Raw genomic sequence first — 19827 nt, 5'->3', positions numbered from 1 at the left:
GTATCCAACGAAGCCTTAAATTCTACAACAGAAATAAAGGATCGCTGCGATGAGACGAATTGTAGCGCACTTTTTTCACGCATCTGAAAAGCACGCTACAAATTTTCTTCAATGCTTGATTGCACGCGTTTTCTTGGCTGCTGCTTTGGTTGCTACGGTTTTTGGAGCAGCAACAGGAATAGATGCAACCGTGTCTTCATCCAAAGCGACGGGCATGCGCTCAAGAGCAATCCTCAAAACGTCATCAATCCACCGGACTGGAATGATTTCCAGGTCAGTCTTCACATTCGCCGGGATGTCCTGTAGATCCTTCAAGTTCTCCAATGGAATCAAGACAGTTTTGATGCCTCCTCGCAAGGCTGCGAGCAGCTTCTCTTTCAGACCACCGATTGCGGTCACTTCACCGCGCAATGTGATCTCGCCCGTCATAGCAACATCAGCGCGAACTGGTATTCCTGTCAAAGCCGAGACAAAGGCAGTTGTCATTGCCGCGCCTGCGCTAGGCCCATCTTTAGGGGTAGCGCCATCAGGGACATGCACGTGAATATCGCGCTTCTCGAAAGCGGCATCTTCAATGCCCAAAGCACGTGAGCGACTGCGCACGACAGTACGCGCCGCTTCCACCGACTCCTTCATCACATCACCCAAAGATCCGGTGCGCAGGATGTTGCCTTTTCCAGGCATCGTAGCCGCCTCGATAGTCAACAGATCACCACCGACCTCCGTCCAAGCAAGACCAACAACTTGCCCCACCTGGTTTTGCTGTTCAGCACGACCATAAGTGTATTTATGCACCCCCAGATACTCATCCAGATTTGCTGCACTGACGACAACCTTAGGCTTTAGCTTTTGCAGCTGAAGCCCCTTCACGACTTTACGGCAGATCTTGGACAGCTCACGCTCCAAAGAGCGCACACCCGCTTCACGCGTGTAGTAACGGACGATGTCACGAATGCAATCATCCTTGACCTCCAGCTCGCCCTCTTTCAAACCATTGTTCGTTATTTGCTTAGGTAGCAAATAGCGCTTGGCAATATTGAGTTTTTCATCTTCCGTATAACCGGCCAGACGGATCACTTCCATCCGATCCAGCAGCGCTGGTGGAATATTCATCGAGTTCGAGGTTGCCACAAACATGACATCACTCAAGTCGAAATCCACTTCCACGTAGTGATCACCGAAAGCACTGTTTTGCTCTGGATCTAAAACCTCCAGCAATGCGCTCGATGGATCCCCCCGAAAATCCATGCCCAGCTTATCAATTTCATCCAGCAAAAACAGCGGGTTACGCGTACCCACTTTTTCTAAGTTCTGAATGACTTTACCGGGCATAGCACCAATGTAGGTTCGGCGATGGCCACGAATTTCCGCTTCATCGCGCATGCCACCCAACGCCATCCGCACATATTTGCGCCCCGTAGCCTTGGCAATAGACTGTCCCAGCGAGGTTTTACCCACGCCTGGTGGGCCAACCAGACACAAAATTGGCGCCTTGACCTTATCAACACGCTGCTGTACAGCAAGGTATTCCAAGATACGGTCTTTGACTTTTTCAAGACCGAAATGGTCTGCATTCAGCACTTCTTCTGCGTTCGCCAAGTCATGCTTGATCTTGGTTTTCTTGCTCCAAGGCAAACCAGTCAGTACATCAATGTAATTACGTACAACAGTCGCCTCTGCAGACATGGGGGACATCAACTTGAGCTTTTTAAGCTCCGCTTCAGCCTTTTTACGAGCCTCGGCCGGCATTCTGGCTGCCTTGATCTTCTTTTCGATTTCTTCTAAATCAACGCCATCTTCACCCTCGCCGAGCTCCTTCTGAATAGCCTTGACTTGCTCATTCAAATAGAAATCCCGCTGGTTCTTCTCCATCTGGCGCTTCACACGACCGCGGATCTTCTTGTCGACATTCAAAATATCGACCTCCCGATCAAGCTGCTCAAACAGATTCTCCAGGCGCTCCTTCACTCCTGCCAAATTCAGTACGACCTGTTTGTGGTCAAGCTTTAATGGCAAATGTGCTGCGATGGTATCGGCCAAACGGCCTGCATCATCAATACCAGCAATTGACGTCAAAATCTCAGATGGAATCTTCTTGTTGAGCTTGACGTACTGATCAAACTGCTGAGACACCGCGCGGCGCAAAGCCTCGATCTCACTAGCCTCCTTCTCCGAAGGCGTATTGACCGAAATCTCCAGACAGCGCGCTACAAAGTGGGTTTCATGGTCGAGCACATCCAGCAACTTGGCACGTTGCTGGCCTTCCACCAATACTTTGACCGTGCCATCAGGCAGCTTCAGCATTTGCAAAATGGTGGAAATACTACCGACCTCGAACAAGTCGTCGGCTGAAGGCTCATCCTTAGATGCCGTTTTTTGCGCAACGAGCATGATCCGGCGATCTGCTTCCATCGCTAGCTCAAGAGCCTTTATGCTCTTTGCACGCCCCACAAACAGGGGAATCACCATATGAGGAAATACCACCACATCACGCAAAGGCAACAGCGGCAGTTCAATACTCTCATTGGGGGACAAATCAGTAGATCCTGACATGAAACTCCTTGGCCATCACAGCACGCATATGCCGTGATTCATCATCTTTACACCCAAGCTTCAGCTTGTAGAAAAACATGGCTCTACGTAATGCAAAGCCATGTCCAATCCGCTTAAGCCTTTTTAGCGGCCTCTCGATAGACCAGTAGAGGAGCCTTGCCCTCTACGATAGTGGCCTCTTCCACCACAACCTTTTCCACATTCTCAAGATTGGGCAGATCAAACATAGTGCTCAAGAGTGACTGTTCAAGAATTGAGCGCAGCCCACGAGCCCCTGTCTTACGGGCAATCGCCTTGCGCGCAATTGCTGACAAGGCTGATGGGCGCACCTCCAGCTCAACCCCTTCCATGGAGAGCAATTTACTGTATTGCTTCACCAAGGCATTTTTGGGCTCCGTCAGAATGCGAACCAATGCCTCTTCGCTCAACTCAGTCAGGGCAGTCACGACAGGCATGCGCCCAACCAGCTCAGGAATAAGGCCGAACTTGATCAAATCTTCAGGTTCGATATCTTGAAAAAGCTCGGTCAGAGAACGGTTCGCCTTGTTGCGAACTGCAGCACCAAAGCCAATGCCCGAAGCTTCTGTGCGATTTTCAATAACTTTTTCCAGGCCCTGGAAGGCACCGCCACAAATGAACAAGATATTGGTAGTGTCAACCTGCAGAAAATCTTGATTGGGGTGCTTGCGCCCGCCTTGTGGAGGAACGCTGGCCATCGTGCCTTCAATCAATTTCAGCAGTGCTTGCTGCACACCCTCGCCAGAGACATCGCGAGTAATGCTCGGGTTATCAGATTTGCGCGAAATCTTGTCAATTTCGTCAATGTACACAATGCCACGCTGCGCACGCTCTACGTTGTACTCACAGCTTTGCAGTAATTTCTGAACAATATTTTCTACGTCTTCGCCCACGTAACCAGCTTCAGTCAACGTAGTTGCGTCAGCCATCACAAAAGGCACATCCAGTTGACGTGCCAGAGTTTGAGCGAGCAATGTCTTGCCCGAGCCTGTTGGGCCAATCAGCAAAATATTGCTTTTCGACAACTCAACATCTTCCTTGCCGGCTTTATCTTTGTGATTGAGGCGTTTGTAATGGTTGTAAACCGCGACCGCTAGCGTACGCTTTGCCTGCTCCTGATCAATCACATAGTTATCTAGACTTGCTTTGATTTCCGCAGGCGTAGGAAGATCGCCACGGGCCTCACGTGCGCTGGCATCCGGAACCTCATCGCGAATGATTTCATTGCACAAATCAATGCATTCATCACAGATGAAGATGGATGGACCAGCAATCAACTTTTTGACCTCATGCTGGCTTTTGCCGCAGAAGGTGCAATAAAGATTTTTCTCGCTGGTTGTGCCTTTTTTCTCGGCCATGGGGGCTACGCCTTGTTTACGTCAATAAGAGAAGAGGATGATAGCAATGTAAAAACGGCGCTCACCGAAGGGGAAAGCGCCGCTTGCTGCTGATCAGCGCTATGTGTTACGCGCGTTTTTCAAGCACGCTATCAACCAGACCATAGTCTTTGGCTTCTTGCGCCGACAGGAAGTAATCACGCTCCGTATCGTGCTGAATTTTTTCCAGCGGCTGTCCTGTTTGCTCTGCCAACAGTTTATTCAGCCGCTCTCGTGTCTTCAGAATTTCACGTGCGTGAATTTCAATTTCAGTGGCCTGACCTCGAGCACCACCCAAAGGCTGGTGGATCATGACTTGTGAGTTAGGCAGCGCAAAACGCTTTCCCTTCGCACCAGCAGATAACAAGAACGCGCCCATGCTTGCAGCCATGCCACAGCACAAGGTCGATACATCGGGCTTGATGAAGTTCATGGTGTCAAAGATAGCCATCCCTGCCGTCACACTCCCGCCAGGAGAGTTGATATAAAAGGAAATGTCCTTTTCTGGGTTTTCACTTTCCAGAAACAACAATTGAGCCACTACAAGATTGGCAGTCTGATCATTGACTTCGCCAACCAAGAAAATTACGCGCTCCTTGAGCAAGCGGGAATAGATGTCATAAGACCGCTCACCGCGACCTGACTGCTCAACCACCATGGGTACCATACCCAAACCTTGCATGTCCAATGCGCTCATGTTTTCTCCAAACAAGGGAACAGAACAAATACTGTAACCAAGAAATGAAATGGGGCTTGTGCGGCAAAGCACAAGCCCCGGATCTAGAACTTTTTAAGCGATGTCCGCATGATCACTGCACAGCGATCAACGGCGCTTTGTTCAAGCCAAGCGATTAGGCTTGACCCATCAGTTCTTCGAACGACACAGCTTTGTCGCTTACCTTGGCCTTGCTCAAAACGAACTCAGTCACGTTGTTTTCAATCACAACAGCTTCCACTTCAGCCAGACGCTGACGGTCACCAAAGTACCAGCGAACCACTTCTTCAGGCTTCTCGTAGGAAGCAGCCAGCTCATCCACATGGGCCTTGAGCTGATCAGGAGTAGCTTCCAGCTTGTTGGCCTTCACCAGCTCTGCAACCACCAGACCCAGACGTACACGACGCTCTGCCTGTGGCAAGAAAATATCTTCAGGAATCTCAGCCTTGTCAGCATCTGGAATGCCACGCTGCTTCAAGTCAGCACGCGCACCCTCCATCAAGCGAGCCACCTCAGCCTGCACCGAAGCCTTAGGCAAATCCAGTTCAGCTACAGAGACCAAAGCATCCATCACAGCTTGCTTGTTGCGCGCCTGCAAGCGGAACTTCACTTCGCGCTCCAGATTTTTCTTGATATCTGCACGCAAGGCATCAACGCTGCCATCAGCAATACCCAGCGACTTTACCAATGCTTCATTCACCTCAGGCAAGCTTGCAGCTTCAACCTTCTTCAAGGTCACAAGGAAGTCAGCGGTTTTGCCAGCTACATCCTTGCCATGGTAGTCCTCAGGAAATGCCAAGGGGAAAGTCTTGGATTCACCAACCTTCATGCCACGGACTGCGTCTTCAAATTCCTTGAGCATTTGGCCTTCGCCAACCAGAAATTGGAAGTCTTCGGCCTTGCCACCAGCAAAAGTTTCGCCGTCAATCTTGCCTTCGAAATCTACGGTCACACGATCGCCATCCACTGCAGCTTCAGTTGCAGCGCGTTGCGCGAAAGTGCGGCGCTGTTTGCGCAGGATGTCCAAAGTTTTTTCAATAGCAGCGTCATCCACTTCTGCAGTCAGCTTCTCAACTTCAGCAGCGGTCAGATCACCGATCTTCACTTCCGGGAATACTTCGAAAACAGCTTCGAATTCTGCTTGACCTTCAGCGGCACCGTCCTTTTCGGAAATGCGAGGCTGACCAGCAACGCGCAGACCAGCTTCTTGCACGCTCTTGGCAAATTCTTCACCGACCTTGTCGTTCAGCACTTCGTACTGCACTGAGTAACCATAACGCTGAGCAACAACGTTCATGGGCACCTTACCGGGACGGAAACCGTCCATTTTCACAGTGCGCGCCACCTTCTTCAGACGATTTTCAACTTCAGTCTGGATTGCGGCAAGGGGCAGGCTCAGCGTAATTTTGCGCTCGAGCTTTTCTAGAGTTTCAACTGTAACGGCCATGGTGATTCCTAATTCTGGGGAAATAGTGGACTGTGCCGACTGCAGTTCACAGCCTGCACCGTATTCCGCATAGTCTCACTGGAATGTGGTGCGCGGGGCGCGGATCGAGCAGACAATAGATTCAACAAGTTATGCATTGTTTGCGGGATTCGCGCGGGACACTAAGTCACTTCCCAGCGCATTCTGAATCCAACATTATATCCAGCCAGAGACAGCCAAAACCGGCGCAACCTTACAAACAGCCAAGTTAGACCACCCAAGCCCCTGTACAGGGCCTCAGTTGCTGTCAAAACCCGTCGCCACCTGTTTTGCACTAACTGCCGTCAAAGGCTTGTGGAGCGTGTTTTTTCAACACCCCGTCACCACCATCAAAATCGACACAAGAACTGCGCGGGCGAAGCGGTGTTTCGAGCGCGCGCGGGAGGTGCGGCGGGGAAGACTTCGTGACAGCAATTGCTTACAGATCGCGCTTGCACACATACTGTGCTTACATTCGGTGCTGTTGCATAAGCCCTGTCTGAAGCGAGCGCCCCCAAACCCTAGCCGCGGCTATGCCACGGCTGCCGCCTGAGGACGCCTCAGTCACGCAATCTATTCAAAATAGCGGCCCGGATGTGCAACTTACTGACTTGGCGCTCAAAGGTGCGGGGCATCATGCGTTCACCAAGTCGCTTGATGCAGTTCATCTTGGTTTTCCTCCACCAAGCTTTGCCAGTGATAACCACTCCAGCGCTTGCAGATGCTTGGCCCTAATCGCTTGCAGGCGGCAATCGCTGCATGGAGCAATTAAAGACACTGCCTTTGCGGATGCGAGCATTCTTTCCAGGTGCAATGACTGGGGTCGCTCCGCGCCTCAACACCGCTTGCTGGACTGGCTGTGCTTCGTAAGCTCCATCGCCTGTCAGCCTCTCGAGGACTTCATCTTGCGGTAACTGCTGCTGCAGGTCAGGCAACACGGCAGCATTGCTGACATTGCTAAAAGTCATGCAGATGGTCCGAATCTGCAATGTCTGGGCATCAATGCCAATGCGCAGCTTGCGCTACTGGCGGCAACGTTCAGGCCCTTGTTTTTTGCACTTGCCTTCACCTGGGCATTTGATGCCTGTCGAATCCACCAGCAGGTGCGACCCACCTTGGCTGCGTGTGTGCGGCACCTGAACGTTCAGCCCTAATTGGCGTCTGCACTGCCGGGTGCATGCAGGCGATAACGCAAAAAACGAGTCCCCTCAATATCCAATGCGCCATCTGGCCGAAATCCCAGCTTGAAAATCCCTTTTATTCTGGTTCTTGAAGGCGGCAGCAAGATTGTGATGGAGCTCAGTCCAAGACTAGTAAATGCACGCTTGACTATCTCTTGATAGATAGCTTTACCACTTCCCCAAAATTTGGGGTCAAGTACCAAAGCGAGGTCGGCATCACCTTCCTCGTACTGCAAGCCACCCCAGCCAGCAAATTGCTGATCAATTTCAAACGCCCATGGCCCATAGCCGTATTGCTGCCACTGGGCATCTTTTTGCCGAGCCCATTCATTTGCTTTCGCCAGGTCGAAATTTGCACTTCCGAGCGGCATTTGCCGTAGCACATCCGGATTGTTGTTCAGCGAAACAATCTGAGCCGGCTCAACTTCAGTGAGTCGCTTAAATTTTAAAATCATGCCTGTATCTGGTTGTCTATCAATCAGACCCAAAGCGTATCAAAACGGTGGTTGCTGACCATGCATCTGAGCGTTAGCTAAGGCGCGACCTGCAACTGTCGCAATCCACAGCCAGAAGCGGTCATTCGCTTGCTGCAGCGGACTGGCGAGCAGATGGAGAGCATGGTGACCGTAATCAGCGAAAGCCATGCATGGCGTGCTGCAGCCAACGAACTGGGCAAAAGTTGGCAGGAGCGTGTGCAGGCGCTGGGTCATATCCCCTTGTTGGAGCGTGCTGTGCAAGGCCAATGGGCGGCGATGCTGGCCACGTTGTAACGACCCAGTGCAAACGCCAACCGTGCGCCCCCTGTGCGGGGGCGCACGGCGCACGTCTTATTTGTTTTTCAACTTGCCTTTGGGCAGCACCGAGGTGAGCGGGGCAATAGGGCGCATGGATTCCGGCGAGGTATTGACCAGCGGTGGCAAGCTGGTGTCCTTCTTCGGTTTTTTGACCATTTTGTTGTTAAGTTGCATGCCTTTGGCCATAGAAATCTCCTGTATGAAGCTTCCAATGTAACCGTGGCACGCTCAGGCCAGGCTGTCCGGCCCCAGAAGGCCTTCACTCCATAACCTTAGAACGTGTTTACGATCTCCTGGGTCACGGGCTGTCAGCCGCCGCCACAAAATGGTAGTTCTCGGTCAGGTGCAGTCAATCCATAAGCACAAGTTATCAAGGCTAAAGCAGCAGGCAGCCCAAGCACGGCCATCAAACCAAGAAAGCTAAAAACCAGAAACAATAAAAGTTGAATTTTTTATGCAAAAGACTTATAATAAAACTGTTGCCAGCAAACTTAAGTAGTTCCGCAGCAACGTCAGCATGAGGTGAACAAGTCCTCGTGCAAGAAATTTCCGCGAAGTTTGTCGCGCCGTTGGCTGTCGAGCAGCAGCCAATCGAGTTATTGAAAGCTCATGCAGGTCTTTGAGACCTGCTCTCTGATTGAACTAGATTCCACTCTCTCCTATTGCCATGGGCAAGTACTTCGTTACGCCCTCATCACTTAAGACCCATTGCGGTCGCTTTCAAGCTTCCTTCGCACTTCAGCGCACAAAGCAAAACAGCAGCTACTGCCGTGTTTTCCGCTTTGACAAAACATTTGCCTCGACCGAAGCAGCAAAAATCTATGCTGTGACCCAAGGCTGGCTGCAGACGTCCATGCAGCCCCCCACGTGCTGAGCCTTTAGCAAACGCTCAACTCCATCCGGTTGCTACGGACTAGCACTCCCCACAGCCATACTCAAACGATGCGTCAATTTTTGACGAATCATTAATAAAAAGGCTCCTTCCATGAGCACCAAAATCTACGTTGGCAATCTGCCTTACTCCGTGACCGATTCCAGCCTGAAAAGCAATTTTGCTGAATTCGGAAGTGTGACCTCCGCCAAAATCATGATCGATCGCGACAGCGGTCAATCTAAAGGGTTTGCGTTTGTAGAGATGGCCTCTGCCGATGCTTGTCAAGCCGCTATTACTGCGCTCAATGGAATGTCGGTTGATGGACGCTCGATCGTCGTCAACCTTGCAAAACCTCGCGAAGAAGGACGTGGCTCCGGCGGCAACCGCGAATTCCGCGCCAGCTCTCGTCCTAACGTTGGCTATGGCAATGATGGCTATGGCGGCGGTACTGGCTACTGATTTAACTACACACTCAAAAAACGCCCCACAATTGAGGGCGTTTTTTTGTGCCTGGAGATCGCCACTGGCAAGAAAGACTTATAGGCTGCTGGGTGACAATATTGGGCCAATTTGCGGTGATCTCGGGCTTGCCTGGGACCATACATCTCAAGTGCAGTGACTTCTGCGCAGGAGCAAACTATTCATGTCCCAATCGCGCGATTTCAATTTCGCAGCAGTAGAAGCCGCCCTTGCTTACAGCTTTGCAGGTGAGCTCAAGATTGGTGGAAACTATGTCTCCGTTGTCCGCCATGGCAATCAGGTGTTCATCAGTGGCCAGATCCCCCGCGTTGACAATGAAGTTGTCGTCACCGGAAGAGTTGGGGCAGAGGTATCTGTAGCAGAGGCGCAGCGTGCGGCAAAAGTATGCACCATGCGCGCACTGGCACTGCTACGGCAAGAGCTTGGCTCACTTGGCAGAGTTCAGCGTATTTTGCGAATCACAGTGTTTGTCCAATGTGCGCAGGATTTCACTCAGCAAAGCGAGGTTGCAGATGGTGCATCCGAAGTACTTTATGCCGTCCTTGGTGATGCAGGTGTTCACACGCGCACATCGGTAGGCGTCTACCAACTCCCCAAAAATGCAGCAGTAGAAATAGATTTGATCGCTGCAGTCACGTAGTTATTAGAAATCTGTCAGCAACTGCCGTGCAGCAGCAGACAGATTTTCACGGTCACATCCACTATTCAAGCGGCCAGCTTTGCTGGCTTCTTGGCTGGATCGTGCTGGGAGAACACTGTCAAAACGATCCCCAATCATCGTCATCCTTATTCGTCGATTGCTGAGCACCTGCCATCATTGCAGGGCGACGCAATGCTGGCACCCTATCTTTGATCACTGAGCCTTGAGGACGCTCTAGCGCAGGGGCTGGATTAGTTTTTCGAGCCTGTGCAACAAACGGAGTCATTTCAGCGCCAGCCGTGTGCTCAAACGCTGATAGCTTGAAGACTGCGACGGCCCCCACCAATGACTGGGCCTGATTGTTCAAACTGCTAGCTCCAGCCGCCATTTCCTCTACGAGAGCGGCATTTTGCTGAGTGGTTTGGTCCATCTGCGTGACTGCCTCGCTAATCTGGGCCATACCAGTGCTTTGCTCATGACTTGCTGCACTGATTTCTCCCATCAGATCGGTGACTCGGCGAATTGCAGTGACCACTTCGGTCATAGTTTTACCGGCCTTGTCGACAAGCTGCGAACCATGCTCAACACATTCAACGCTGGTATTAATCAATAACTTGATTTCTTTGGCAGCTTCCGCACTACGCTGAGCCAGGGCCCGTACTTCGCTGGCCACCACTGCAAAGCCTCGGCCTTGCTCGCCCGCACGGGCGGCTTCTACTGCCGCATTCAGAGCAAGAATATTTGTCTGAAAGGCAATGCTGTCGATCACACTGATGATGTCGGCAATTTTATTGCTGCTTGCATCAATGTTCTTCATGGTTTCAACCACTTCAGCGACTACTTCGCCACCTTGAGCGGCAACGGAAGAAGCGCTGATTGCCATCTGATTGGCCTGGCGCGCGTTGTCGGCATTCTGTTTTACTGTAGCGCCGAGCTGCTCCATGGAGGCCGCAGTTTGCTCCAGCGCACTCGCCTGCTCTTCTGTGCGGCTGGATAAGTCACTATTGCCCACTGCAATCTGAGCGCTGGATGCAGCAACGCCCTGAGCATCGCTGCGCACGGTGGTCACTGTTTTGACCAAACTTTGCTGCATGCGTTGCAAAGCGTTGAGCAACTGCCCCATTTCGTCTTTGGACTTCACTGTGATTTGCTCACTCAGGTCGCCACCTGCCACGCGATCTGCCACTGCGACTGCCTGGGCCAGCGGGCGGGTGATGGACCGGGTAATTGCAACAGCCAGGAAAATTGCAAGGGCCATTGCGACAACGCTGGTGATCAAAACATTGCGTGATAAGTCGCGAGCTGCTGCTTCTGCTTGCTGGCTTGCTCGCTCTGAATCTTTTGTCTGAAGATTCAGAATTTCTCGAATGACATTTTGATATTCAAGCTGTGTCGGCCGCAGTTTGGTTTCAAGCAAGACCAAGGCTTCATCTCTTTGATTTTTATCGAGAAGCTCAATAAATTCGTTGCCAAATTTATGAAATTCTGCTCGCCCCTGCTTTAACTTGTCGACCAATGCCGAACCTTGTTCAGAGACAGCATGCTTTTGCAGCATTTCGACTTCGGCAGAGACTTCGCTGCGAGATTTCTGAATAACGGCACGTGCAGATGCCTGAATTTTCTCTGCCGGAAACAGGCCTAAATTACGAAATTGAATCGCTTGTTCATTGGCACCATCCGTGATGTTGTTCAACGTTCTGATAACAGGAATTTGGCTCTGGGTAATTTCAGTGAGCACCGTACTTTGTGTAGACGACCCCCAAAGTGCCACTCCCCCCAACACCAGTAGCAGAGCCATCATGGCCATGAACGCCAGAGTCATTCGGACAGAGATTTTCAAACGATCCATTCATACTTCTCCTGTTATCAATACATTGCTTATTGCTACAGTTTTGTTTTTTAAAATGGAGTGAATTGCAACAAACTGTGTCTTTTATTAAAGCATTGAAATATTTATTTTTTGAAAAATTCGTCCCGTGGTTTTCCCTGTCATCAAACATCCATTAAGAAAATTAATAAATATTGATTTTTCAAATATTAAAATTAACCACCTTCTCATCAGTTTTGCGAAAAACTCCTACATACAATAAATCTGATTACCGATGAGTCGCGCTATCTTCAGAAGACTCTCAATAATATGTATTAAGCAGTTCATTGATATCTACATGGCCGCTGATACGAGCCGGTGTCATCACATACACGCGCTTACTCGGCAATGTCAAAATTGTGGCTCGCTTGGCGGGCCGTGGGGCTGTACGCCGTACACCTGTCCGCTCAACCTGTGTAAGTCATCTGTCCCTCAGCACAGCAAAATTGCGCGCGGGATTGGAGACGGGGTCAGCGCGAGAACGACATGCGGTTTTACACAGCCTTATGCCGAATAAGACAGGTAGACATCGGACAGGGTAGACAAGAAAAAAGCCCGTTCTCGCAGGGAGAAACGGGCTTATGCAGGACGAGCTTGGATCAAGCTGTTTTTATTCGTGGTGCGCGGGGCGGGACTCGAACCCGCACAGTGTTGCCACCGTCAGGACCTAAACCTGGTGCGTCTACCAATTTCGCCACCCGCGCGGTCTTGCTTAACTGCAGAGCTGGTGGATCACAAGTCTGAGTTATAGGTCAATAAAAGATTTTAACCGCGAAAATACACCTGACGCACGCTCCCTCACATCATTTTTCTGGCAAATACTCAACGCCAGGACGCTTCACACGGAAGCAGGCGGCATACATGGCAGGCAAAGCGAACAATGTCAGCACCGTAGCCACGACCAGCCCTCCCATGATGGCGACAGCCATGGGTCCCCAGAAAACACTGCGCGACAAAGGGATCATGGCCAGCACGGCGGCAGCTGCCGTCAACACAATCGGCCGAAAGCGCCGCACAGCAGCCTCCACAATGGCATCCCAGGTTGGAACACCACGCTGACGATCGGTTTCGATCTGATCGATCAAAATAACCGAATTGCGCTGAATCATCCCCATCAGCGCAATCACACCCAGCAGTGCTACAAAGCCAAAGGGCCGGTTGAGCAACAGCAAAGCTGCAGCAACACCTGCAATGCCCAGCGGCCCAGTCATGAACACCAGCAACGCCCGGCTAAAACTATGAAGCTGCAGCATGAGCAAGGTGAACACCAGAAACAGCATGACGGGAATGCCTGCTGCAATCGATGAGGCACCTTTTGCACTCTCTTCCACAGCACCAGCTACCACAATGCGATAGTCGCCCAGACCCTTCTCGCGCCACTGCGCCTGCAGCTTGTCCATGTCTGGCTTGAGCGCCTGCGTCAATGTCGCTCCTTGCATACCGTCACGCACATCACCCTGCACAGTAATGGCATAGCTGCGTGCATCTCTCCAAAGTACGCCTGGCTCCCAGCCCAAAACAGGCTGAGCAATTTGCGCCAGCGGGATGGATTTACCAGATGACGTGGGCAAATAGGCTGCTGCCAAGTCATCCATCGCATCACGCTCATTCAAGGGCTGGCGCAATACGATGTTGATGAGTTTGTCCCCTTCGCGGAACTGACCAATCGTGGCCCCCGTCAGCATGGTCTGCGTGGCTTGTGCAATCGATTGACTGCTCACCCCCAGGGCCCGCGCTTTTTCTTGATCGACTTGCAAACGCATGACTTTGACTGACTCATTCCAGTTGTCATTCACGCCACGCATATCAGGATGCTTGCGCATCACATCTTTGACTTGGTCAGCCAGCTGGCGCAACTGCGAAGCGTCTGCCCCGACTACGCGAAACTGCACCGGATAAGGCACCGGAGGGCCACTTGGCAGCAATTTTGCGCGTGCACGCACCTCAGGAAAGGCTTGCGCCAAGCTCGCTGGCAATGCCTTCATCAATTGATCGCGCTCTTTCAGACCCTGTGTCATCACAATAAATTGCGAGACATTGCTCTGTGGAAACACTTGATCCAAAGGCAAATAAAAACGTGGCACGCCGGAGCCGACCCAGACGGTGACATCCTTGACACCGCCTTGTGCCTGTAAATAAGTTTCCATGCGCTGCACAACCTGCTGGTTGCCGGCAAAGGACGTGCCTTCAGGAAACCACGCGTCTACCAAGATTTCAGGTCGATTGGAATCTGGAAAGAACTGCTGCTGCACCCGCGTCATACCAAACACCCCCAGCGCAAATACCACGGCAGTCGCTCCAATGGTCAGCCAGCGATGTTCCACACACCAGTAAACAGCAGCGCGAAAACGTTGATAGAAAGGGCTATCGAATACTTCATGGGGATCGTGCTCAACACCCTCCCGGACTTCTCGGGCCTTGGGTTCTTTCAGAAAAATACTGCCGAGATACGGAACAAAGTACACAGAGACCACCCAGCTAATGATCAGGGCGATCACAGTCACCGCAAAAATTGCAAAGGTGTATTCGCCGGTCATGGACTTGGCCATGCCAATGGGCAGAAAACCTGCGGCAGTAATCAAGGTGCCGGTCAACATCGGCATGGCCGTGATGTCATAAGCGAAGGTGGCAGAGCGCAGCTTGTCATAGCCCTCTTCCAGCTTGCGCACCATCATCTCGACAGCAATGATGGCGTCGTCCACCAGCAAACCCAGCGCAATGATGAGTGAACCCAGCGATATTTTGTGCAAACCAATGCCCCAGTACCACATGGCCAGAAAGGTGGCTGCGAGCACCAGGGGGATGGTCACCGCCACCACCAATCCGGGCCGAGGATCAATGTACCAACGCCGCCACCACACCGTTGCAGTTGTGCGTTTGTGCAAACCCAGGCTGATAAAACTCACGGCCAGCACCACCACCACGGCCTCGATCAGCACCTTGATGAACTCATTGACGGAATCCGTGACGGCCTTGGGCTGGTCTTGAATATTGACCAGGCTTACCCCTGCAGGCAGCGTCAACGCAATCTGCTCCACCGATGCATGCAGGGCTTTACCCAGCCCTACGATATCGCCACCCTTGCTCATTGAAATACCCAGAGCAATTACTTCTTGCCCGTTGTGGCGCACCTTCACGCCAGGGGGGTCTTCGTAACCTCGCTCAATATCCGCAATATCGCCAAGACGCAGTTGCACACCCGTAGCAGCGCGCACAGGCATGGAACGCACCTGCTCCACTGCATTGAACTGCCCAGCTACACGCACCTGAACCTGCTCCTGAGGCGTTTGCAGCACGCCTGAGCCTTCAATCGCATTTTGCTGATTCAGCTGTGCAATAACCTGGTTGATATCCAGCCCCATAGGGGCCAGGCGCTTTTGCGACAGCTCGACAAAAATGCGCTCATTCTGGACGCCAAACATCTCCACCTTGGCGACATCTTTGACTCGCAAAAGCTGCTGGCGCGCATCATCGGCAAAGGTTTTCAGCTCTGCATAGCTGTAACCATCGCCAGACAGACCATAAATGACGCCGAATACATCACCGAACTCGTCATTAAAAAATGGGCCCTGCACACCCTGCGGCAAGGTGTAGCGCATGTCGCCAATTTTTTTGCGTACGGTGTACCAAAGATCGGTCACATCCTGTGGTCGCGAGTTGTCTCGCAACTGAAAGATGACCTGAGACTCTCCCGGCTTGGAGTAGCTGCTGATCTTGTCTGCGTAGGGCACCTCCTGCAGGGTGCGCTCAATCTTGTCCGTCACCTGCTCTGCCACCAACTGGGCAGAAGCACCCGGCCAGTAGGTGCGAACTACCATGGCCCTGAAGGTGAAGGGAGGGTCTTCATCCTGACCCAGCTGAAAGTAAGCAGTGCCTCCCAGCAATAAGATTGCCACCAGCAAATAGCGTGTCAGGGGAATATGCTGCAGCGCCCAGCGCGAAAGATTAAAGCCTGTTTTTTCAGGCGCCTGGTTCGAAGAACTCATCTCTGACTCCAAGCTTAGCGCGCTGTTTCGGGGTAACGGGGCTGATAAACACTGACCTTCTGCCCCTCAGTTAGCACATGCGTGCCCGCCGCTACCAGTTGCATGCCCGGCTGCACGCCAGCAGTGATCAAGATCTCATTGCCGTCAACGCCTGCCACCTCTACTTTGCGTGCGTGCACCGTCGACGTGCTGGCGTCAAACTCCCACACTGTGAAAGAGCCGCCTTGATCGAGCACCGCTGTTGACGGCAATTTGATGGCATCGTCCGAAGCTTTTTCTGCCAGATGCATGCGCACATAGGCAGTCGCTCCCAGCGCTGGCTGGTCAGCGCCTTGCACCTTTACCTTGGCGGCATACGTGCGCGTTACAGGGTCTGCACTGGCACCTAGCTCTCGCACAGTGCCCTCCAGCAAACGGTCTTGTGACCAAATGCGCACCTGCACGATCTGCCCCAGCTTTATATGACTGCGGGCAGTTTCCGGCACGGCGACCACGACATCTCTAGCTCCATCCTGGGCCAGCTGCACCACCGGGGCCCCTGCCGCGACCACTTGCCCGGGTTCAGCCTGTACGCTCGTTATCACCCCCGCTGCGCTGGCAAGCAAACGCGTATAGCCACTTTGATTGCTCTGTGCAGATGCCTGTGCCTGCGCCTGCTCGAGCTGCGCTTGCGCTGATTGCAAATTTGCGCGGCGTCGATCCAGCTCTACCCCGCTGATAAAGCCCTGGTTCTTGAGCGCCGAAAAACGCTCCCAATCCGCTTTGGCCAAGTCACGCTGGGTTTTCGCTGCTGCAACCTGGGCCTGTGCAGCCTGGGCAGCCAACGCGTAATCTTGCCCATCCAGCTCCGCCAGCACTTGCCCCTTGCGCACCACATCACCCGCATTGACAAAGCGCTGCACGAGCTTGCCAGCCACCTGAAAACCAAGACGTGATTCGATTTGCGCACGCACTTCACCTGCGTACTCCACCTCTGTATTCAAGGCATGCGCACCAACTTCGATGAGTTTGACAGCACGAATGGGCTCGGGTGCTGGGGCCTGCCGTGAACACGCCGTCAGCAACCCTAAAACAACTGCACCAACAAAAAGGCCCTGAATGGGCCGCACAACAAAGAAGGAAGGCATGTGAAATGTGGTTACTGACTAATTGGTTAGCAATCTAAGGAAGGCCACGCCTGCTGTCAAGCGACAATGCTGCAGTGAATGCTCCAGACCCCACCCGCACCCAAGCAAGCCCGGTGACGCACTACGAGAACTTTCCCGTAGCGTCATGGCTGTGCCCGGCCCATCTGCGTCAGCCTGTCGCGGCCATCTACGCTTTTGCCCGGGCTGCTGATGACATCGCTGACGAAGGCACAGCGACCGCTGCACAGCGCCTGGCCGAGCTGCAGTCATACCGCGCACAGTTGCATGCCATTGCACAAGGGCAAGCGCCCCAGCCGCGATGGATGGCCATCTTTGGCCCTTTGCAATTGAATATTCAACTGCACCAGTTGCCCGTGGCGCTGCTGGATGATCTGCTCAGCGCCTTCATTCAAGACATTGAAAAAACGCGCGATGCAGCCACCTATGCCGACCGCGCAGAGCTGCTCGACTACTGCCGCCGCTCTGCCAACCCGGTTGGCCGGCTGCTGCTGCATTTGTACGGCGTGCACAACGAGCAGGCGCTGCAGCAAAGTGACGCCATCTGTACAGCGCTGCAGCTCATCAACTTTTGGCAAGACCTGAGCGAAGACATTCCACGCGGGCGCCACTACCTCACCGATGCAGACTGCGCGCAGCACGGAGTGAGCCGCCACGAACTTGCTTTGCTAGAAGTGACCCCGGGCATTGAAAAGCTCATAGCCTCCAACGTCTTATGGGCAAGGCAAAGCATGCAAAACGGTCTCAGCCTGGTTCACGGTCTGCCTGGTCGTATCGGCTGGGAGCTGCGCCTGGTAGTGCAAGGCGGGCTGTGCATTTTGGACAAGGTCCAAGCGCAGCGTGGTCACAACCTGCATGCACGTCGCACGCTGCGCAAAACAGATATGCCGCGCATGCTGTGGCGCGCACTCTGGATGTAGTCAAAAGTACTGCAGCCATAAAAAAACCGGCGCACAGGCCGGTTTTCTTGTTGCAGCAGGCTGCTTAAAAAACAGTCTCTTGCTGCGTCTGTGCGTGGGGCAATGCCGCCTTCGATGAATCTGTGGCCGTCACTTTCGCCGTACTGCCTGCCTTGGCCGCTGGGCTGTAGTTGCTCACATAAGCGCTAGTTGCAGTACCGGCCTCCAGCACAAACTGCGACGACATGCTGGCCATCTGCCGCGCTTGTTCTTGCAGTGAACTGGAGGCTGCGGAGGTCTCTTCCACCAACGCTGCGTTTTGCTGGGTGACATCATCCAGATTGGCAACGGCATCATTGATTTGCGCCAAGCCCTTGGATTGCTCGCGGCTGGCGTCCGCAATCTCGCCAACGATGTCTGACACGCGGGCAATGCTCTGGACGATGTCCTGCATGGTGCGGCCAGTACGGTGCACTTGCTCGCTACCTGTGCGTACCCGGTTGACGGAGTCGTTGATCAGGACCTTGATCTCCTTGGCCGCTTCAGCCGAGCGGCCAGCCAAAGAGCGCACCTCGCTGGCCACCACGGCAAAGCCACGGCCTTGCTCCCCGGCACGCGCGGCTTCTACCGCGGCATTCAAGGCCAAGATATTGGTCTGGAAAGCAATGCTGTCAATCACACCGATGATGGCCTCAATCTTCTTGGCCGAGGTGTTGATGTCTTCCATGGTGGACACCACCTCTGACACCATTTGCCCGCCCTTGGCGGCCACATCAGTGGCACCGCGTGCCAGTTCGCTGGCGCGAATGGCGCTGTCCGCGTTTTGCTGCACGGTGCTGGAAAGCTCTTCGGTGGCAGCTGCCGTTTGCTGCAGCGATGCAGCCTGCTGCTCCGTGCGCATCGACAAATCACCCGTACCCGCAGCCACCTGGGTTGACGCACCAGCAATGGCATCAGCACCGCTGCGCACTTTGGAGATGATGTCGTGCAGATGGCTGCGCATGTCTTCCATCTGTACCAGCAGTTCCGTGATTTCATCTTTGCCGCTGGAGGTGACACGCTGCGAAATATCTCCCGCTGCAATGGCCTGGGCCGTGTGGTGCGCTGATTTAAAGCCCTGACTCATTCGACGCAGCAAGGAAATCGACAGCACCGTCGCAGGCAGCCCCCCCAGCAGCACGCACAAGGCAAACACCAAAATACTGACGTGGTAGCGCGCATCAGCGGCTTGGTAAGCCTCGTCCGCTTGCGTTACCTGCAAGCCCTTGAACGCGCCAACCAGTGCCACCAGCATGTCGCCTTCTTCACGCCCCATGGCCAGGAAGCGCGACATCAGGTCGCTGCTGAAGTCACCCGCCTCCATGCTGCGCACCAGCTCGCTGAGCTTTGCGTTCCAATCGGTTTGCACGCGAATGGCTTCGGCGAACATGTCTTTCTCCATGCCAGGAGAAATCATCTTGTCCAGCTCTTTTTGCCACTCCATGCCTTGCTGCAGGCCATGCTTGACCAGATCCAGATGCAATGAAACGGGGTGGTCGTGCAAACTGGCCAGCGAGCTATCGGGCGCATGCTGAAACGACAAAAGCATCTGCATGCGCGATTGCAACACGCTCTCGTTGATCGAATCTGCCAGCAAAATGCGCTGGAGTGATTCATCGTGCAGGGCTCGCAGACTGTCACGCGAGCTCATCAACCCATGCCAACTCATGCCAATGACCACCGCCATGGATAAAAAGTAGCCACCAAAAACCAGCATGTAGCGCTGAGTTAACCGCAGGGAATTGAAGCTGGGCATCTCGTTCGATGTATCTAATTGCAACCTCTTGATCTTAGA

The 19827-nt window shown here is 53.1% G+C and carries 15 protein-coding genes, 1 tRNA gene and 1 pseudogene; 5 read left to right on the top strand and 12 right to left on the bottom strand.

Annotation, left to right across the window (positions count from 1 at the left end):
- Positions 1–108 precede the first annotated feature (108 nt).
- The 6 genes and pseudogenes from lon to IB213_RS08910 all read right to left on the bottom strand — a co-directional run bounded on the left by lon (position 109) and on the right by IB213_RS08910 (position 7796).
- Positions 109–2553, bottom strand: a complete 2445-nt coding sequence (gene lon, locus IB213_RS08940) for an endopeptidase La (protein ID WP_191723779.1) — start codon at positions 2551–2553, stop codon at positions 109–111.
- Positions 2554–2666: 113 nt separating this feature from the next.
- Entirely contained in the window at positions 2667–3929 is a 1263-nt protein-coding gene (gene clpX / locus IB213_RS08935) for an ATP-dependent Clp protease ATP-binding subunit ClpX (protein WP_191723778.1), read from the bottom strand.
- A 106-nt stretch (positions 3930–4035) separates the two neighbouring features.
- Positions 4036–4644, bottom strand: a complete 609-nt coding sequence (gene clpP / locus IB213_RS08930) for an ATP-dependent Clp endopeptidase proteolytic subunit ClpP (RefSeq protein WP_191724056.1) — start codon at positions 4642–4644, stop codon at positions 4036–4038.
- Positions 4645–4798: 154 nt separating this feature from the next.
- Positions 4799–6109 carry a trigger factor gene (gene tig / locus IB213_RS08925; RefSeq protein ID WP_191723777.1) on the bottom strand — a complete coding sequence of 437 codons (1311 nt, stop codon included), beginning with the start codon at positions 6107–6109 and terminating at the stop codon, positions 4799–4801.
- A 549-nt stretch (positions 6110–6658) separates the two neighbouring features.
- Positions 6659–7296: pseudogene (locus IB213_RS18075) on the bottom strand (IS5 family transposase); the annotation flags it as partial.
- A complete protein-coding gene (locus tag IB213_RS08910; protein WP_225561027.1) occupies positions 7278–7796 on the bottom strand; it encodes a GNAT family N-acetyltransferase in 519 nt (172 codons plus the stop codon). The gene IB213_RS08910 and the pseudogene IB213_RS18075, both read right to left, overlap by 19 nt.
- 129 nt (positions 7797–7925) lie before the next feature.
- Between IB213_RS08910 and IB213_RS08905 the strand changes: the two genes are divergently transcribed.
- Complete coding sequence (locus tag IB213_RS08905; protein WP_192406023.1) at positions 7926–8078, top strand: hypothetical protein; 153 nt, start codon at positions 7926–7928, stop codon at positions 8076–8078.
- 57 nt (positions 8079–8135) lie between these two features.
- Here the strand turns inward: IB213_RS08905 and IB213_RS08900 are convergent, their stop codons facing one another.
- On the bottom strand, positions 8136–8288 hold the full coding sequence (locus tag IB213_RS08900) for a hypothetical protein (protein ID WP_192406022.1): 153 nt from the start codon (positions 8286–8288) through the stop codon (positions 8136–8138).
- 481 nt (positions 8289–8769) lie between these two features.
- Between IB213_RS08900 and IB213_RS18385 the strand changes: the two genes are divergently transcribed.
- The 3 genes from IB213_RS18385 to IB213_RS08890 all read left to right on the top strand — a co-directional run bounded on the left by IB213_RS18385 (position 8770) and on the right by IB213_RS08890 (position 10096).
- A complete protein-coding gene (locus IB213_RS18385; protein WP_370551196.1) occupies positions 8770–8976 on the top strand; it encodes a hypothetical protein in 207 nt (68 codons plus the stop codon).
- Positions 8977–9087: 111 nt separating this feature from the next.
- On the top strand, positions 9088–9435 hold the full coding sequence (locus IB213_RS08895; protein WP_191723774.1) for an RNA-binding protein: 348 nt from the start codon (positions 9088–9090) through the stop codon (positions 9433–9435).
- Between the two features lie 184 nt (positions 9436–9619).
- A complete protein-coding gene (locus tag IB213_RS08890; protein WP_192406021.1) occupies positions 9620–10096 on the top strand; it encodes a RidA family protein in 477 nt (158 codons plus the stop codon).
- 118 nt (positions 10097–10214) lie between these two features.
- On the opposite strand, the gene IB213_RS08885 is transcribed toward IB213_RS08890, so the two are convergent.
- The 4 genes from IB213_RS08885 to IB213_RS08870 all read right to left on the bottom strand — a co-directional run bounded on the left by IB213_RS08885 (position 10215) and on the right by IB213_RS08870 (position 17076).
- On the bottom strand, positions 10215–11945 hold the full coding sequence (locus tag IB213_RS08885) for a methyl-accepting chemotaxis protein (protein WP_192406020.1): 1731 nt from the start codon (positions 11943–11945) through the stop codon (positions 10215–10217).
- Positions 11946–12580: 635 nt separating this feature from the next.
- A tRNA-Leu gene (locus IB213_RS08880) sits at positions 12581–12667 on the bottom strand.
- A 99-nt stretch (positions 12668–12766) separates the two neighbouring features.
- A complete protein-coding gene (locus IB213_RS08875) occupies positions 12767–15949 on the bottom strand; it encodes an efflux RND transporter permease subunit (protein WP_192406019.1) in 3183 nt (1060 codons plus the stop codon).
- Positions 15950–15963: 14 nt separating this feature from the next.
- Positions 15964–17076, bottom strand: coding sequence for an efflux RND transporter periplasmic adaptor subunit (locus IB213_RS08870; protein WP_192406018.1), 1113 nt, complete (start codon positions 17074–17076; stop codon positions 15964–15966).
- A 74-nt stretch (positions 17077–17150) separates the two neighbouring features.
- Here IB213_RS08870 and hpnC point away from each other — a divergent pair, with 74 nt between their 5' ends.
- Positions 17151–18014, top strand: a complete 864-nt coding sequence (gene hpnC, locus IB213_RS08865) for a squalene synthase HpnC (RefSeq protein ID WP_370551195.1) — start codon at positions 17151–17153, stop codon at positions 18012–18014.
- Positions 18015–18078: 64 nt separating this feature from the next.
- On the opposite strand, the gene IB213_RS18300 is transcribed toward hpnC, so the two are convergent.
- On the bottom strand, positions 18079–19788 hold the full coding sequence (locus IB213_RS18300) for a methyl-accepting chemotaxis protein (protein WP_287915350.1): 1710 nt from the start codon (positions 19786–19788) through the stop codon (positions 18079–18081).
- Between the last annotated feature and the right edge of the window lie 39 nt (positions 19789–19827).

Origin of the sequence: Comamonas sp. CMM02 (assembly GCF_014851485.1) — a bacterium.
GTDB lineage: Bacteria > Pseudomonadota > Gammaproteobacteria > Burkholderiales > Burkholderiaceae_C > Comamonas > Comamonas avium.
The sequence above is the reverse complement of the archived record's forward strand: the minus strand, read 5'-3'. Positions and strand labels throughout refer to the sequence as shown.